Source organism: Mesorhizobium sp. CO1-1-7 (assembly GCF_020164885.1).
GTDB lineage: Bacteria > Pseudomonadota > Alphaproteobacteria > Rhizobiales > Rhizobiaceae > Mesorhizobium > Mesorhizobium australicum.
In genome coordinates, this window is record NZ_JAIUHA010000006.1 from 183704 (window position 1) to 200162 (window position 16459).

Genomic DNA, 16459 nt, shown 5'->3' on the forward strand with positions numbered 1-16459 from the left:
CATTTGACCACCAGTCCCCTCCTCGACGCGTCAGGCGTCGCCAAGAACTACGGCGCGGTCGCGGCTCTCCGCGATGCGTCGCTCTCCGTGCTGCCGGGCGAGGTGCATGCGCTGATGGGTGCCAATGGCGCCGGCAAGTCGACGCTGGTGAAGATCCTGACCGGCGCGATATCAGCCAATGCCGGACGCATCCTGATCCGTGGCGAGGCGCGCGACATACGCTCGCCGGCCGCCGCGCGCCGGGCCGGGCTGCTGCCTGTCTACCAGGAGCCGTCGCTGATCCCCGATCTCGATGTGCTGTCCAATCTGCGGCTGACCGGCACGCCGGTCGAGCCGTTCCGCGCCTGGGTACGCGAACTCGGCATACCTGACCTCGACCTGCGCGACACCGCGCGCGACATCCCGCTCGCCATCCTGCGCGTGCTCGACCTGGCCCGCGCGCTGGCCGTCGAGCCCGACGTGCTGCTGCTCGACGAGATGACGGCCGCACTCCCCGCCAACCTTGCCGAAAAGGTGCTGGAAGTGGTGCGCCGGCAGGGCGACGCCGGCCGCGCCGTGATCTTCATCTCCCACCGCTTCGTCGAAATCTCGGCCCTTTGCGACCGCGCCACGGTGCTGCGCGACGGCGCGACCGTCGGCGTCGTCGACATCGTGCCGGGCGTCGAGGAAAAGATCGTCGAGCTGATGCTCGGCACTCGCATTGTCAAGACCCATGTCGCCGCCCGCGGCGCCAGCGAAGAGGCCCGCCCCCCTGCTCGCCCGCGCATCGCCGTGCGAAACCTGCGCGTCGGGACCAAGCTCAGCGATGTCTCCTTCGATCTCCGCGATGGCGAGGTGGCCGGCGTCGTGGCGCTGGAAGGCCAGGGCCAGGACGAACTGTTCGCCGCCCTTGCCGGCTCGATCAAACCATCGGGCGGCACGATCGAGGTCGACGGCAGCCCGGTGAAATTCGCCCACCCGATCGACGCCATCCGATCGGGGATCGCCTATGTGCCGGGCGACCGTTCCGAGGCGCTCGCCATGCAGCGCTCGGTGCGCGAGAACATTGCGCTCCCCTTCAGTGCCGCCTTGCGCAACTGGGGGCCTATTCGTATGCGCAAGGAGCGCGCCACCGTGGCGAGCGCCATCCAGCGCCTGCAGATCGACACCCGCGCTCAAGGCGAGGTGCAGCGCCTGTCCGGCGGCAACCAGCAAAAGGTCACCATCGCCCGCTGGATCGCGGCCGACGCGCGCACCATCCTGTGTTTCGACCCGACGCGCGGCATCGATGTCGGCACCAAGCAGGAGATCTATCGTCTGCTGCGCGAGCTCGCCGGCAACGGCAAGTCGGTTCTGTTCTACACCTCCGAACTGGAAGAAGTGCAGCGCGTCTGCGACCGCGTCATCGTCATCTTCGGCGGCCGCCTGGTCGATATTTTCCCCGTCGAGGAGGCCGACGAGCCGACGCTGATGCGCGCCGCCTACGGCCTGCCGCGCGGCGTCAAAGCGGATATCGGTATTTTGGCCGCACCCACGGCGAATGCCTCCGATGCGCCGGAGGCAACGCCATGAGCCATTTCCTGCGCCGGCAGGGCTGGGTAACAGGCCTGTTCGCCCTCCTCGTCATCCTGTTCATCGCCACCAAGATCATCCAGCCCGGCTATGGCAGCGGCGATTTCGGCTCGCTCGCTCGCGCCGTGCTGCCTTACGCCTTTGCCGTCGCCGCGCAAACGGTCGTCGTCATCGCCGGCGGCATCGATCTCTCGGTCGCAGCGATGATGGCGTTGACCAGCGTCACCGCCGCCTCGATGATGGCGGGCGCGAGCGAGGAATACGCGCTGTTCGTGGTGCCTTTCGTGCTCGCCATGGGGTTCGTGCTCGGCGCGCTCAACGGCCTGCTCATCGTCGTTACCCGCGTGCCGGACATCGTCGTCACGCTCGCCATGCTGTTCGTGCTGCAAGGCGCGGCCCTTCTGGTGCTCGGCGCCCCGGGCGGCGCGGCGGCCGAATGGCTGAAGGCGCTGATCTCGGGCACCGTGCCGATACCGGGCCTGCCCGACGCCGTCGACGCGTGGCTGCCCAAGGCGCTGCTGGTGCTGATCGTCTGCCTCTGCATCGTCTGGATACCGCTTCGACGGTCGCGCCTCGGCCTTTCCATCTACGCCATCGGCTCCAGCGAACTGGCGGCGTTCCGCAGCGGCGTGCCTGTCGCCCGCACCAGGGTCATCGCCTACGCGCTGTCAGGCCTGTTCGCGGCCATGGGCGGGTTGGCGCTGACCATGAGCACAGGCATCGGCGCGCCGATCCCCGGCCCCTATCTCCTGGCCAGCGTCGCCGCGGTCGTGCTGGGCGGCGTGGCGCTCGGCGGCGGCAAGGGCGGCCTGCTCGGCCCCATCGTCGCCGTCTTCGTGCTGCGGCTGGTGCGCACGGATCTCACCTTGCTCGCCATCGACCCCAACGTCACCGCCATCATCGAAGGCTTGATCATGGTCGCCGTGGTGATGTTCGGCGCCTTCATCACGATGCGAGGGCGGCAATCATGAAATTCACCCGCAGCGCTGTACGGCGCCGTAGAGCACCATCCTTCCAGAACGCCACCACCAAGCCCACCTCCTCGCGAGCAGGAGCCAACCCATGAGCACCACCGCGATCACGCCCGCGCCGGTCCCCTTCGGCCGCCGCATAAAACGCTTCATGGCCGACCGGCCCCTCATCCCGCTGATCATCCTGCTCGTCATCCTGGTGGTGATCCTGCAGATCCTGCGCCCCGGCATCGTCAACGAGCGCTGGATCGCCAACACCATCAAATTCGCCATTCCGCTGGCGATCCTCGCCGGCTGCCAGACCATGACAATGCTGACCGGCGGCATCGACCTTTCGGTCGGCACGGTGGCGACGATGAGCGCCTTCATCATGGCAACGCAGATCGTCAGCCAGGACCCGGCTGTGGCCTTCCTCCTGGCGATGATGCCGGCGGTGCTGATCGGCCTCGTCAATGGCATCGGCGTCGGTGTCTTCCGCGTCCACCCGCTGATCATGACGCTGGGCACCAGCCTGATCGGCACCGGCTGCCTGCAGGTCTACCAGCGCACGGTGATCGCGTCCGGCGCCAAGATCCCCGACTTTCTCGCCTGGCTGGGTACCGGTGTCACCCCGGTACTCGGCTTTGCCTTCCCCAACGCCCTGCTGCTGTTCGTGCCGCTGGCGGCCCTCATCGTCTTCACGCTTGCCCGCACCGGCTTCGGCCGCCTGCTCTACGCCGTCGGCGACAATGAGCGCGCGACGCGCTTGTCGGGCGTGCAATACTGGCAGGTCATCACGGCGCTCTACGTCACCTCCAGCGTGCTCGCCGGCGTCACCGGCCTGCTCTATATCGGCCTGATCAAGGCGCCGTCGCTGTCGCTCGCCGAACCGCTGGTGCTGCCCTCGGTCGCCGCCGCCGTCATCGGCGGCACCTCCATCTTCGGCGGCCGCGGCGGCTACACCGGCACCATCATCGGCGCGCTGATCCTCACGGTGCTGACGACGCTGCTGACGATTTTGCAGATGCCGGAGGGTGCGAGGCGGATACTGTTCGGGTTGATCGTCCTGTTCGTGACCGCGGCCTATCTGCGCATTGTCGAGGACAAGTAGGCGCGGGCCGGGACTATTGGCACGGGGCAGCCGCCCCGCCGACAAGGGAGACGAAGTCATGGAAAAGATCATCCTGGACTGCGATCCCGGGCACGACGACGCCATCGCCATCCTGCTTGCGGCGGGAAACCCGAATATCGACCTTCTCGGCATCACGACGGTTTCGGGAAACCACAATGTCGAGAACACCACGCGCAATGCTCTGGCCGTATGCACGGCCTACGGCATCAAGGTGCCGGTGGCGAAGGGCTCACCCGGCCCGCTCATCGGCGAGCAGGTGCTGGCCGTCGAAATCCATGGCGATACCGGGCTCGACGGCCCCGTCCTGCCGCCCGCCTCGTTCGAACTCGACAAGCGGCATGCCGTCGACTTCATCATCGACACGGTCATGGCACACGAGCCGAAAACCATCACGATGGTGCCGGTCGGTCCCTACACCAACATCGCGCTCGCCATCCGCAAGGACCCACGCATCATCGATCGGGTGAAGGGCGTCGTCGCGATGGGCGGAGCCTACACGCGCGGCAACATCACGCCAGCGGCGGAGTTCAATGTCTATGGCGACCCGGAGGCCGCCGACGTCGTGTTCCGCGCCGATTGGGATGTCACCATGGTCGGCCTCGACCTCACGCACCAGGCGCTGGCCACTCCGGACCTGCAAAACAGGGTGCGCGCCGTCGGCGGCCCGATCGCCAAGTTCATCCTCGATATCTGGGAGTTCATAGCGACCACGCATGGCGGCCTCCTGCAGATCGAGTATCCAGCCGTCCACGACGCGTGCTGCGTCGCGGCCATGATCGACCCGACCGTCTTCACCACCGAGAAGGCCGATATCCGCGTCGAAATCGCCGGGCGGTGGACCAAGGGCATGACGGTCTGCAATTTCGAGAAGATGGGCGGGATGCACCATTTTGGCGGCACGGCGAGCGAGCAGGTCGACTTCCGCCATACCGTGGCGATGAAACTCGACCATCCGAAATTCTGCGGCCTGATCGTCGATGCGCTGGAGCGGTTAACCCACGCCAAGGCCTGACGGGTGAAGGTTTCGGCGATGTTCACAGGGATTAAGTGGCTCCGTATAGAAAGCCCGCCGCGCCATTTTTGCGGCACGGCGGGCCGCCCCCGTTGGCCAGGGACGAACTACCGGCATCACTCGATGATCTGCACGACCCTGCGTGTATCGGGGTCAACCAGAACCGCATGATCGCCGACAACAGTGTATTTGTATCTGACGTCGGGGACGTCGATTGTATGAAGCTCGACTGTGTCAGGGAGAGCGGAGCCGACGTTGAGTTCGACGCCGAGCAGGCTGACTGACGCGAGTTTTTGCTTGTGGATGTATTCGCGGACGACCGTCTGCTGCTCGGGCTTGAGAATTACGACGTCTCCCGCGAAGGAAGCACCAATTCCAGCCATAAGCGCGAGGGCCGCGACAGCGCCGACAAGATATCTTTTCATGACAAGTCCTTTTGTGAACTAAGAAACATTTTCAGAGGCCAGAATTATTCTGGCCTCTGCCGCAGCCAATCAGCCACCATTGGCAGGTGCCGCGGGCTTCGCGGGCGCTGAAGTGGCCGGAGCTTCCACCTTTGGCGCCTCAACCTTCACGTTGATGTCCTTCCCGCCGCCGCCACCAATGTTGATGACACCGGTAAATATCAGCAGGACAACGATGGCGATTATCGCAAGAACAATAGCGACCGCAGTGCCGCCACCACCTCCAGAATTAACAACAGTTGGACCGTCAGCCATGACTTTCTCCTCTCCTATTCTTTGAGTTGTCACCGGTCACCAACGGCTCCCGCTGCATTGCGTTCCCGGGCAAGGCTTAGGTCTAAGAATTGGCAAGACTGAAGTCGTATGCGGCAACCCATTTCTTGCCGATACGTTGGGTTTCGCGCCGGAGCAACGCAGCCAATCATCCATCATCGCGGAATCCAGCTCGACCGCCGGATATTCTGAGAGCGAGGCAAGCAGTGACATCAGCCCAGAGACCGAGCATCCACGACGACAATCGCCCCGCAAATGACAATGATGTTCAGGCCCCGGAAATCCCGTCGGGCCCGCCCGTCTGTCTGAGTGAGGACGCCAACATGGTCGATCTTGTCAGGCGAACCGAGCGCTTGGCCATCGCCGTTGTCGTGGGAATGGCGATCTGCCTGACGCTTATCCCGGCGATCTATGTTGCCCTCACCTACGGAATGTAGACGGTATCAGCCGTCTGTCCGCTCCGAGGCAGGCGCATGCCGGACATGTTCCCGCGCGCCATCAATCCCGAGAATCTCAGACAAAAAAGAACCCGCCCCGGCGTCAACCGAAGGCGGGCTCTCTCCGTTTTCCAGTCCGTTGATAAAGCATTCGACGGCTATCAACCTCCAATGCCCGAGAGCGTTCCACCGGAGTGATGAACTATGCTTCGATCTGCCCGTCGAGGCAGGGCTTGCGCCGGCAAGCTTTGCTCTCTTTCGGCGAACTCAATCTTTCTTCCACGCCGCCAGCAGCGGGCCCTTGCTTCCATAGACGGGGTCCTTGCGCGGACGGCCGACCTTGGGGATCGTCACCACCGCCTTGGCGTGATCGGCGGTGGTCGTGCATTCGTCATAGGTGCCGGACGGCGGATAGGCGCCAACGACGAGAAAGTCGTCCGAAGCGGAGATGCGCTGGTGCCCCGTGCCGGCCGGAAGAACCGCGACATCGCCGGCCTTCAGCGCCAGCGTTCGGCCCTTCTTGCCGCCAAACCGGACCTTCGCCGTGCCACGCGCCACGCCGAGCACTTCGTGGATGCGCGAATGGTAGTGAACATAATCGTAGATGCCGTTGCGCCAGCTGTCTCCCCAGCCATTGGCCGAGAAAAGCGCCTCTAACACGGCCGCGGGATCGAAGTCTTCCGGCAATCTCACTGCGCCGCGATAGACGACCAGCGGCCAGGACGGATGGTTGGGCACCAGGCCATCATCGCCAAACCTGAACTCGTTCGCTTTGCGCGGCCTGACAAGGTCGGCCGCCTGACGGCTGTCCGGTCTTGCGGCACCGGTCACCTGTTCGGCCACTTTCTTGATGCTTTGCAGGATGCTCATGACGTCGCCTCGCCTCGGGGAACCAACGCTGATTCAACCCGATGGCCATCGCTTGGTTCCCCGCGGGCTCGCGCCCGCCACCGCCGCGAGGCGGATCGCTGAAGATCAGACGGACCTGCCGCCTCGCCCCGCCTGCAGCGCATTGTCCATCGCAGCGGCCGGCGAAACCATATCCGGCAGCAATATGTCGTTGCGGCGTGCGAAGGTGACCAGCGTCGCGCGCACCGTCTCCGGGTCGATCTCACCGGCGATGCCCGCCTTGCAGGCATTGAGGGCGACAGCATGAGCGCCGTTGCGGCTGGCGGCCGGCCAGTCCTGCAACAGCGCGTAGGCTTCCATCACGCTTTCGATCTTCCTCGGAAAGCCCATTCCGACCAGAATGGTCACCGGTTCTTCAAACTGCCAGCGATTCATGGCTTGTGCCTCCTCTCGATTGTGCGGACCCGCGGCGGGCCGAACACCGGAAGGCGCGGCCGGCCGCGTAAGGTTCATGGGACTGCCCGTAAGTTTATGGGACTGAATGTCAGCGCTCAGCCGCCGGCCGAGGCCTCGGACGCCTCCGACACCTGTTGCGCGGCCAGGAACATCAGCGTCGCGGCAACGGTCCGCCGCTTCCAGCCGGCGGCTTCGGCCCTGTCGAGCAGTTCCGCCAGCAGCGGCTTCAACGCACCGCGGCATTCGCTTTCATAGGCCAGGAACTCCTTTGCCTGATGTGTCGGCGCGGGCACGGGCCCAAGGTCAGCAAGCGCATCCATATCTCTCTCCCTTCAACCGATGCCCGCTCCCTGTCGAGGGAGCGGGCGGACTGGTCGGACCTCAGAAGTCCATGCCGGCGCCGGCCGGCATTGCCGGGCTGGCGGCTTCCTTCTTCGGCTTCTCGGCCACCATTGCCTCGGTGGTCACCAGCAGGCCGGCGACCGACGCGGCATCCTGCAGCGCGGTGCGCACCACCTTGGCGGGGTCGATCACGCCCTGGCCATAGAGATCGCCGAACTCGTTGGTCTGAGCGTTCCAGCCCCAGCCGAATTCGCTCTTCTCGCGCAGCTTGCCGACGATGATCGAGCCTTCAGAACCGGCATTTTCCGCGATCTGGCGGACCGGCGTCTCGATGGCGCGGCGCACGATCTCGACACCGGTCTTCTGGTCGGCATTGTCCGTCTGGACAGCATCGAGCGCCTTGGCGGCCCGAAGCAGCGCGACGCCGCCGCCGGGCAGCACGCCTTCCTCGACAGCCGCGCGGGTCGCGTGCAAGGCATCGTCGACGCGGTCCTTGCGCTCCTTGACCTCAACCTCGGTCGAGCCGCCGACGCGGATCACCGCGACACCGCCGGCAAGCTTGGCCAGCCGCTCCTGCAGCTTCTCGCGGTCATAGTCGGAGGTGGTCTCCTCGATCTGGGCCTTGATCTGCGCGACGCGGCCCTGGATTTCTTCCTTGCGCCCGACGCCGTCGACGATGGTGGTGTTTTCCTTTTCGATCACCACCTTCTTGGCGCGGCCCAGCATCTCCAGCGTCACATTCTCGAGCTTGATGCCGAGATCCTCGGAGATCGCGGTGCCGCCGGTGAGGATCGCGATGTCTTCCAGCATGGCCTTGCGGCGGTCGCCGAAGCCCGGCGCCTTGACGGCCGCGACCTTGAGGCCGCCGCGCAGCTTGTTGACGACCAGCGTCGCCAGCGCCTCGCCCTCGACATCCTCGGCGATGATCAGCAGCGGCTTGCCCGACTGGACCACCGCTTCCAGCACCGGAAGCAGCGCCTGCAGGTTGGCGAGCTTCTTTTCGTGGATCAGCACGTAGGGCTCGTCAAGTTCGACGCGCATCTTGTCCTGGTTGGTGACGAAATAGGGCGAGAGATAGCCACGGTCGAACTGCATGCCTTCGACGACTTCCAACTCGGTCTCGGCGGTCTTGGCTTCCTCCACCGTAATGACGCCTTCATTGCCGACCTTCTCCATCGCTTCGGCGAGGAAGCGGCCGATCTCGGCGTCGCCATTGGCGGAGATGGTGCCGACCTGCGCGATCTCGTCGTTGCGGGTCACCTTGCGGGCGTTGGCCTTCAGCTCGGAGACGACGGCGTCCACCGCCTTGTCGATGCCGCGCTTCAGGTCCATCGGGTTCATGCCCGAGGCAACGGCCTTGGCGCCCTCCTTGACGATGGCCTGGGCCAGCACGGTCGCGGTGGTGGTGCCGTCGCCGGCAAGGTCATTGGTCTTGGAGGCTACTTCGCGCACCATCTGCGCGCCCATGTTCTCGAACTTGTCCTCAAGCTCGATTTCCTTGGCGACAGTGACGCCATCCTTGGTAATGCGCGGCGCACCGAACGACTTTTCGATGACGACATTGCGCCCCTTGGGGCCGAGCGTCACCTTCACCGCATTGGCCAGGATATCGACGCCGCGCAGCATCTTCTCGCGCGCTTCGGTATGGAATTTTACCTCTTTGGCAGCCATTGGATCACTCCTCTATCTCTAGGCAGCATTCGTTGACTGGTGGATTTTCTAAGAAGCCGTCAGGCGGCCTTCTTCACTTGCGCGGTCTGTTCGATCACGCCCATCACGTCACTTTCCTTCATGATGAGCAGATCCTCGCCATTGAGCTTGATCTCGGTGCCGGACCATTTGCCGAAAAGGATGCGGTCACCCACCCTGACATCCAGCTCGGTCAGTTTGCCGCTGTCGTCGCGCGCGCCGGGACCGACGGCGATGACTTCGCCTTCCTGCGGTTTTTCCTTGGCGGTATCGGGAATGATGATGCCGCCGGAGGTCTTTTCCTCGGCCTCGATGCGGCGGACCAGGATACGGTCATGCAATGGACGGAACGCCATGTCGTTCTCCTCTTGGGACAAACAGGTTTTCAGCTTCCTCCACACCGGACCGGCAATTCGGGCCGATGCGGAATGCGGCGACCCTTTGTCAGGCATCGCGCGCGCATATCGAGCTAGTTTTCCCTTTTTTCGGTTTCAAGAGGCCGGCCAGAAAATTTTAGCACTCACGCCGTCGGAGTGCCAACTCACTGTTATAGCGGTCTTATTCGCTCTGCGTCGGGAGCCGCCCCTTGAATTTACGCCTAGATCCGGCAAAATTATCCGAGCCGGTACCATCGCCGGCGCCGGAACCGCTCACCCTCTGAAGGAGTTGTTTACCGACGGCGCACATTGATGGGCCGAGAGACTTTTTCGCCGTTGCGGCCACCGCTGCCGCCGAAAGGAGACACGAATGATCGCAAGCGTCAGCAAGGAGTTCCGCCTCCAGATGGAAGGCTATGGCCTGACCACCGCACAAATACATTACCGTCTGCCTGACCATCGGAGCCTGCTGCAGCTTTATGTCTGGCAGGACTACGACCTGGCGCCGGAGTTCCCCGAACTCAAGGGCTTTCTCTCCTATTGGGAGCGCGAATTGGACGGGCCGCTTCACTCCGTCCACATCGCCCACCACCGGCTCATCACCCCATCGGAATGGCGGGCGGTCGACGGTGTCATCACGGTCCAGTAAGGGCGGCGTCATCGCGCGGTGCTGACCTTACCAGAAGCCGACCAGCGACCTCACCATCAGGTCCGCCATCGAGAACCAGCGGATCAGCGTTTGTCGATGAGATCGCAATGCCGCCACGGCAGCGTTGGATGCCCTCACAAAGCCAGGCTTCCCTGTTCCGCCCCCTCCGCATTGGGATCGCCGGGCGCCGTTGCCCAGGCGAGTTCGACCAGCGTCACGGTGCGCTTCCCCGTGCCGTCGAGCTGGCAGACGATGAGGCCCTGCTCCTCGATATAGGTGAGCAGCCGCCGGGCGCGGCGCATGGAGTGCGAGCCGTAGGCGCGGGCAATCGCGCCATCGCTCGGGCACGGCCAGCCCTCCTTCGCCGCGCGCGCGATCATCATGAACACGCCTTGCATGTCCTCCGGCAGCAACGAAGCGCGCACCGAGACGTCGCGCCACACATCGTCCTCGCTGGCTTCGGCCCCCAGCCCGGCACGGGCGCGCGTCAACATGCGCCGGAAGGTGGGCAGGTCAGGCACGACCGAGGCGAGGCCCTCGATGCGGCAGCGCACGACAAACTCCTGGTAGAGCACCCCGATCACGCGGAAGCCCGCGTCAGGTTGTGCAAGAATGGCGCGCAGCACGCGGTCCACCCGCTCGCGCCGCTCCGCCAGATCCTCGGCGCTGACTTGCGGCTCCGCCGGTTCGGGGCGGATTTCCAGCGCAGCCGACTTCGCCGCCATCAACTGGTCGAGCAGGTCCGGCGACGCCACCCGGCGCGGCGCGCGCATCGTCTCGGGCGGCGGGGCGGCCAGGATGATGGCGCGGGCATCCTCGAGCGCCGCCTCCGGCAGCGGCATCAGCTTGGGCGTGCCGTTGCGCGGGCTGGTGTCGGTCGGGCCGATGCGCAGGCCGAGCGGCCGGCGCGACAGTGCCGGCCCCAGCGCCATGAACTGGCCGCGCTCCAGATCGCGGAACGCCTCCGCCTGCCGCCGCTCCATGCCTAGGAGATCGGCCGCGCGCGCCATGTCGATATCGAGGAAGGTGCGGCCCATCAGGAAATTGGAGGCTTCCGCCGCGACGTTCTTGGCGAGCTTGGCCAGCCGCTGCGTGGCGATGATGCCGGCAAGCCCGCGCTTGCGGCCCCGGCACATCAGGTTGGTCATGGCGCCGAGCGAAAGCTTGCGCGCCTCGTCCGACACCTCGCCGGCCACCGCCGGCGCGAAAAGCTGAGCTTCGTCGACCACCACCAGCATCGGGTACCAGTGGTCGCGCGCGACCTCGAACAGCCCGCCGAGAAAAGCGGCGGCGCGCCGCATCTGGTTCTCGGCATCGAGGCCTTCGAGGTTGAGCACGGTCGAGACCCGGTGGATGCGCGCCCGCTCGCCGGCCGCCTGCAGGCCGCGCTCGGTGTGCTCCTCGGCATCGATCACCAGATGGCCGTAGCGTTCGCCCAGGGATACGAAGTCGCCTTCCGGATCAATGATGGTCTGCTGCACCCAAGGCGCGCTCTGTTCCAGGAGACGCCGCAAGAGGTGCGACTTGCCGGACCCCGAATTGCCCTGCACCAGAAGGCGGGTCGCCAGCAACTCCTCGAGATCGAGTTTCGCCGGCGCGCCCGCTGTCGTGTGTCCCATCTCGATCGCAACGGTCATGCCAGACTCATCAGCTCCTTCGCGGACGGGCTTAGCAATCCGATCGCGGCCCGTCGAGCGTGGCATGGCCGGCGATTCGCGTTGCGCACAGCCGAGACAATGACGATCTGGCCGCGATGGACGGCCGCAATCCGGCGGGCCTGCCGTTTACGGCCCTGACCTGTGGATAGTAACCGCCTGTTCACCATGGGCCGGCGTTTCGATTGCGGCGGCCGGTCATCCGCTTAGCCTGGCCTCTGCATCGCCCCCCAAAGCGATGCACCCCAACGCCCCCAAATGGCGGCCGGCGTTTCAAGTTTCTCTCCAAACGTATACGCCGGTCGCCACCCTTTCGACTACAGCCTCGGCGCCTCATGCGGCTCGACCTGTCCTGGGACTGGCGGCAATCGCGGCGCGTCCAGACCCTCGAAGGGATCACGCCAGGCGTCGATCGCTTCAAGCCGCCGATACCAGCGATCGACCAGTCGATAGTCGCCGAGCGGCAGGCCCGCGACATCGTTGAAAGGCAGGAAGGTCGCCATGCGGAAGTCGGCATAAGAAACTTCGTCTCCGACCAGCCATTGCCGGCCCGCAAGCGCGGTCTCCAGGATCGCCGCCGTCGTGTGAAACAGTTTCAGCCCATCCTCGACCAGTTGGTGATCGATCGGCCCGATGTGATAACGCTGCTTGGTGCCGCGCTCGAAATGCACCATGTCGCAGGCCCGCATGAAATTCTCCTTGCCCCAGCTCAGCCAGCGGATCATCTCGGGCTCATCGTCGCCGCTGCGCCAGAAATCGGACCCCATGTCGCGCGACAACCGGCAGGCTATGGCGTCGGCCTCCCACAGGCTTCCGCCGGGCCAGACCAGTATGGGCAGGGAAAGGTTGGGATTGAGCGGCCGGAATCGGTCCGCTTGCCCCGGCGCGAACGGCGACGCGAATTCGAAGGTCACCCTCGCCCCGAGATGACGCGCCGCCGCGACCCCCAGGCGCGGATTGGGGTTGCGGCTGAAGTACAGTTTTGTTTCCACCCCAGCCGGCATCGGCTCGACTTCGTCACTCATGAATGCCTCTCCTTGTCTCGGCGACCGTCGCCAGATCAAGGACGGATGCGGCTGGTGCAATCCGACAAATCATCCACTCCCCGCGCGCCGGGCGGAACGAGCAGCCTATCGAAACAGGATGGGTTGCGCAAAGTTTGGGTTGACCGTCTCCGACGACGAGGCGACACTTCATCCCACAGCAAGGCAGGAGGAAATACGATGGACGAGCCCGACCGCTGGCGCCACATGTCGAGCGCGCCAAAAGACGGCAGCCGGATCCTCGTGACGGTCCGCCCATCCGAGCAGGGGCCGGCGGAAGTCGACCTCGCCTACTGGTCACGCGCCGATCAGTTCGGTGACGAGGGCTGGCGCGCCTCCGATTCCTCGCCCGGCCGCGTCGTCGAATATGCCGAGCCGGAGCTGAAGTGCTGGATGCCGATGCCCTCGGCCAATCTCAGCCGGGGCGCCTCGATGCCAGCGCCGTGGGAAGGCGACGACGCGCAACAGCTGGACGGCTCGGGGATTTAGCGCGCCGGCCGCTTCGTCCTCTCAGAACAGAAACGCCGCCGTCACCGGATTCGGACCGTTACGGCCGTCAGCCGAATCCATGCCGGCGATCGTCTCCAGGTCCTGTGCGTCCAGTTCGAAATCGAAGACATCGAAATTGGCCGCGATGCGGTCCTGGCGCACCGACTTCGGGATGACGATCAGCCCTTGCTGGAGATGCCAGCGGATCATTGTCTGCGCTGTGGACTTGCCGTGTTTGCGGGCAATGCCTGATATGGTCGGGTCGCTCAGCAACCGGCCGCTGCCCAGCGGACTCCAGCTTTCCGTATGGATGTCGTGCCGGGCGTGAAATTCCCTCAGATCGCGCTGCTGGAAGCGCGGGTGCAGCTCGATCTGGTTGACGACGGGCGTCACGCCCGTCTCGCCGATGATGCGCTCCAGATGATCCCTGTTGAAATTCGAAACGCCGATCGACTTGATGCGGCCGGCCTGCTGCAGCTCGACGAGCGTCTTCCACGCCTCGACATATTTGTCCTGGCTGGGCACCGGCCAATGGATCAGGAACAGGTCGAGCTGCTCGACGCCGAGCTTCTTCATCGTGTCGTCGAAGGCCCGAAGCGCCGCATCGCGCTGGTGGGCGCCGTTGCGCAGCTTCGAGGTGATGAACAGCTCTGCCGCCGGCACGCCGGCGGCGCGGATCGCCTCGCCGACCCCTTCCTCGTTCCGGTAGCCCTCGGCGGTGTCGATCAGCCGGTAACCGGCCTGGATCGCCCAGCCCACCACCTGCGCCGTGATGTCGTGATCGACCTGCCAGACGCCAAGGCCAAGCTGGGGAATGGCGGTGCCGTCGTTCAACGTGATCTGTTCGGGCATGGGAGAATCCTTTTGTGGGGGGATGGTCCAGCCTATCTAGGTTTGGCATCGCACAACGGCCAGTCGATTGGGGAAAATTCGCGGACCCTTATTTCGGCCGGCGCACCGCCCTCACCACGCCGGCGTTTCCGCTGCCGCAGAACAGTCGGTCGGCGCCATCGGATTCCAGCCCCGAGATGCCCATGCCGGCAGGCATGTCGAGCTTCTCCAGAACCTTGCCCGTCCGCGGGTCGACGCGGCGCAGATCGCTTTCGTCGCCCTCCCAGGTGGCGTGCCACAATTCGCCGTCGACCCAGGTCACCCCGGTGACGAACCGGTTGGATTCGATGGTGCGCAGGATCGCGCCGGTCTCGGGGTCGATCTGGTGGATCTTGCGCTCCCGGTGCTGGCCGACCCATAGCGTGCCTTCGGCCCAGGTCAGCCCGGAATCGCCGCCATTGCCGGGGGCTGGAATGGTGGAAAGCACCTCGCCCGTGTCGGGATCGATCTTCTGGATGCGGTCCTTGGCGAGCTGGAAGAAATGCCGGCCGTCATAGGCGGTGCCGGCATGTGCCGCGACATCGATCGAGCGCAGGGCCTGCCCGCTCTCCGGATCGAAGGCGTTCAGCCTGTCGCCTGAGGCGAACCAGACATTCTTGCCATCAAAGCTTACCCCGGCCACTGTATTGGCACCGGGAAAAGGCCCGTATTCCCTCAAGATTTCGGCTGCCGAATGTTTCATGTCCTTGTCCCTCGATGGTGGTCGTCGTCACTTTCTAGCCATTGGGAAGCGGCGCGGGGAGTAACAAGGTGGTCGTGAAACCCGCCACCGGCGGCGTCATCCAGCGGCGCGCCCGGCCATGGCCGAAGGATTGTACCTTGCCGGCCTCGGCAAGCGGCTCAAGCGCCCGCTGCACGCTGCGCTGGCCGGTTCCAAGTGCCAGCGCCAAGGCCGAGCTCGACCAGGCCTCGCCGTCGGCCAGCAAGGCAAGCACGGCCGCGTGCCGTTCCTCGATCGGCCGCGCCAGCACCACCACTGCATGGGCCTGGCGCGGCACCAGCGTGAAGCCATGCCTGGTGGCGCTGATGCCGGCCAATGCGCGAAACTCGGCACGCAGCCGCCCGATCTCGACGCGCAGGCGCGCGCGATGCGATTCATCGGCATGCTTGCCGCCGAAAGCCCGCGCCACGAGTTCCCCCCGCGACACATCACCGGGCCAGGCTTCGGCGAGCGTCCGCGCCAAGGCGAACAGCACAGGCCGGCTCGCCAGCGAAACCGTGGTCCGCCCAACGCGCACGGCGTAGCGGAAAGCATCGACGACCAGCGCCGGCGATCCCTGCAATGCCTCGACCTCTTCGAGCAGCAGCGGCTGCTCCCTGCCCTGCGCGATCAGCCGCGCCGCGGGTGTCTCCAGTGCCAGCCACGCGCTGTCGACCTCCGCGATGAGGCCGGGAATACCGGCCTTGCGAGCGGCATGGCGCGCCCACTCCAGCGCCGCGCGCGCCGGCCTGGTCCGCAGGCGCCGCATGGCGATGCCGGCGACGGCGAGTTCGTGCGCGGCTCTTGCCGCCGGCGGCAGCGGCGCCGGGTCGAGCCCGGCGAGCACCTGCTCGGCCTCGTCGAGGCGGCCGATCAAGAGCAGGCGCCGTATCTTGAGGTGACCGGCATGCGCCGCGTTCAACCGGTCGCCATGCTTTTCCAGCGCCGTGCGGGCCGCGTCGAGCGCCTTGGCCGGCCAGCCCAAATCGCGCGAAACCAGCGCGATCTCGGCCTCGGCGACGACGCATCTGGCGCGCGCCACCGCCTCTTTCGGACTGAAGGCACGCGCGGCCCGCCGCAACAAGAGCTTGGCGCGATCGAAGTCGCCGAGCTGAGCCATGGCAATGCCGCGCAGCGCCAGCGCCGGCGCATCCTCGCGCAGGGCGACGCGGTCGAGCGCGCCGAGTGGATCGCCGGCCGCCAGCGCCAGCGCTGCCGCGGTGATCAGCGAGTCCATTCAAATCCCGTCACACTTGTAACTCCCACCTCGTCGCCGCGCCGCCCTAACTTACGTCAGTACCGTCAACCAGCAAGATGTGCCGGCAATGACGGCAGCAAGGGAGAACCAGAAATGCCTGCCTCCACCGACCTCGACCTCGACGCGGCCAATGATACGGCCAAGCACGCCGCACGCCACCCCTGCTGCGCCGGGCCGGATCTTTCGGATTTCGCCGCGCCTGCGGCTCCCCCACACGCCCAGGCAACACCACATCGCAACGA

The 16459-nt window shown here is 65.4% G+C and carries 18 protein-coding genes; 6 read left to right on the top strand and 12 right to left on the bottom strand.

The window, feature by feature from the left end:
- Positions 1–3: 3 nt before the first annotated feature.
- The 4 genes from LB516_RS14805 (at position 4) to LB516_RS14820 (ending at position 4645) form a co-directional block, all read left to right on the top strand.
- Entirely contained in the window at positions 4–1551 is a 1548-nt protein-coding gene (locus LB516_RS14805; RefSeq protein WP_015316971.1) for a sugar ABC transporter ATP-binding protein, read from the top strand.
- A complete protein-coding gene (locus tag LB516_RS14810) occupies positions 1548–2522 on the top strand; it encodes an ABC transporter permease (protein WP_224719831.1) in 975 nt (324 codons plus the stop codon). Before LB516_RS14805 ends, LB516_RS14810 begins: the two co-directional genes overlap by 4 nt.
- 91 nt (positions 2523–2613) lie before the next feature.
- Positions 2614–3612 (top strand): ABC transporter permease, encoded by a 999-nt coding sequence (locus LB516_RS14815; RefSeq protein ID WP_224642224.1) that lies wholly within the window; start codon positions 2614–2616, stop codon positions 3610–3612.
- 58 nt (positions 3613–3670) lie between these two features.
- On the top strand, positions 3671–4645 hold the full coding sequence (locus LB516_RS14820; RefSeq protein WP_224583792.1) for a nucleoside hydrolase: 975 nt from the start codon (positions 3671–3673) through the stop codon (positions 4643–4645).
- A gap of 116 nt (positions 4646–4761) precedes the next feature.
- Here the strand turns inward: LB516_RS14820 and LB516_RS14825 are convergent, their stop codons facing one another.
- The 7 genes from LB516_RS14825 to LB516_RS14855 all read right to left on the bottom strand — a co-directional run bounded on the left by LB516_RS14825 (position 4762) and on the right by LB516_RS14855 (position 9511).
- Positions 4762–5070, bottom strand: coding sequence for a DUF1236 domain-containing protein (locus LB516_RS14825; protein ID WP_015316968.1), 309 nt, complete (start codon positions 5068–5070; stop codon positions 4762–4764).
- Positions 5071–5139: 69 nt separating this feature from the next.
- On the bottom strand, positions 5140–5364 hold the full coding sequence (locus tag LB516_RS14830; RefSeq protein ID WP_023782864.1) for a hypothetical protein: 225 nt from the start codon (positions 5362–5364) through the stop codon (positions 5140–5142).
- Positions 5365–6086: 722 nt separating this feature from the next.
- The gene (locus LB516_RS14835; protein ID WP_224719832.1) at positions 6087–6689 is read right to left on the bottom strand and encodes a cupin domain-containing protein; all 603 of its coding nucleotides are present in this window, start codon (positions 6687–6689) and stop codon (positions 6087–6089) included.
- 105 nt (positions 6690–6794) lie between these two features.
- On the bottom strand, positions 6795–7103 hold the full coding sequence (locus LB516_RS14840; protein ID WP_140663343.1) for a DUF982 domain-containing protein: 309 nt from the start codon (positions 7101–7103) through the stop codon (positions 6795–6797).
- A 116-nt stretch (positions 7104–7219) separates the two neighbouring features.
- Positions 7220–7444, bottom strand: coding sequence for a hypothetical protein (locus LB516_RS14845; protein ID WP_015316964.1), 225 nt, complete (start codon positions 7442–7444; stop codon positions 7220–7222).
- Positions 7445–7505: 61 nt separating this feature from the next.
- Positions 7506–9137: a chaperonin GroEL gene (gene groL / locus LB516_RS14850; protein WP_224719833.1), complete on the bottom strand. Its 1632-nt coding sequence runs from the start codon at positions 9135–9137 to the stop codon at positions 7506–7508.
- A gap of 59 nt (positions 9138–9196) precedes the next feature.
- Positions 9197–9511: a co-chaperone GroES gene (locus tag LB516_RS14855; protein WP_015316962.1), complete on the bottom strand. Its 315-nt coding sequence runs from the start codon at positions 9509–9511 to the stop codon at positions 9197–9199.
- A 391-nt stretch (positions 9512–9902) separates the two neighbouring features.
- Here LB516_RS14855 and LB516_RS14860 point away from each other — a divergent pair, with 391 nt between their 5' ends.
- Complete coding sequence (locus tag LB516_RS14860; RefSeq protein ID WP_015316961.1) at positions 9903–10181, top strand: usg protein; 279 nt, start codon at positions 9903–9905, stop codon at positions 10179–10181.
- Between the two features lie 134 nt (positions 10182–10315).
- On the opposite strand, the gene LB516_RS14865 is transcribed toward LB516_RS14860, so the two are convergent.
- Positions 10316–11818: an ATP-binding protein gene (locus tag LB516_RS14865; protein WP_224719834.1), complete on the bottom strand. Its 1503-nt coding sequence runs from the start codon at positions 11816–11818 to the stop codon at positions 10316–10318.
- Positions 11819–12153: 335 nt separating this feature from the next.
- A complete protein-coding gene (locus tag LB516_RS14870) occupies positions 12154–12861 on the bottom strand; it encodes a glutathione S-transferase family protein (RefSeq protein WP_224719835.1) in 708 nt (235 codons plus the stop codon).
- Positions 12862–13059: 198 nt separating this feature from the next.
- Between LB516_RS14870 and LB516_RS14875 the strand changes: the two genes are divergently transcribed.
- Complete coding sequence (locus LB516_RS14875) at positions 13060–13368, top strand: hypothetical protein (RefSeq protein WP_015316958.1); 309 nt, start codon at positions 13060–13062, stop codon at positions 13366–13368.
- Between the two features lie 21 nt (positions 13369–13389).
- On the opposite strand, the gene LB516_RS14880 is transcribed toward LB516_RS14875, so the two are convergent.
- The 3 genes from LB516_RS14880 to LB516_RS14890 form a co-directional block, all read right to left on the bottom strand.
- Positions 13390–14220 (bottom strand): aldo/keto reductase, encoded by an 831-nt coding sequence (locus tag LB516_RS14880; RefSeq protein ID WP_015316957.1) that lies wholly within the window; start codon positions 14218–14220, stop codon positions 13390–13392.
- Between the two features lie 88 nt (positions 14221–14308).
- The gene (locus tag LB516_RS14885) at positions 14309–14941 is read right to left on the bottom strand and encodes a PQQ-binding-like beta-propeller repeat protein (protein ID WP_140663347.1); all 633 of its coding nucleotides are present in this window, start codon (positions 14939–14941) and stop codon (positions 14309–14311) included.
- A 34-nt stretch (positions 14942–14975) separates the two neighbouring features.
- Positions 14976–16196 carry a helix-turn-helix domain-containing protein gene (locus LB516_RS14890; protein ID WP_140824077.1) on the bottom strand — a complete coding sequence of 407 codons (1221 nt, stop codon included), beginning with the start codon at positions 16194–16196 and terminating at the stop codon, positions 14976–14978.
- Positions 16197–16459: the final 263 nt, after the last annotated feature.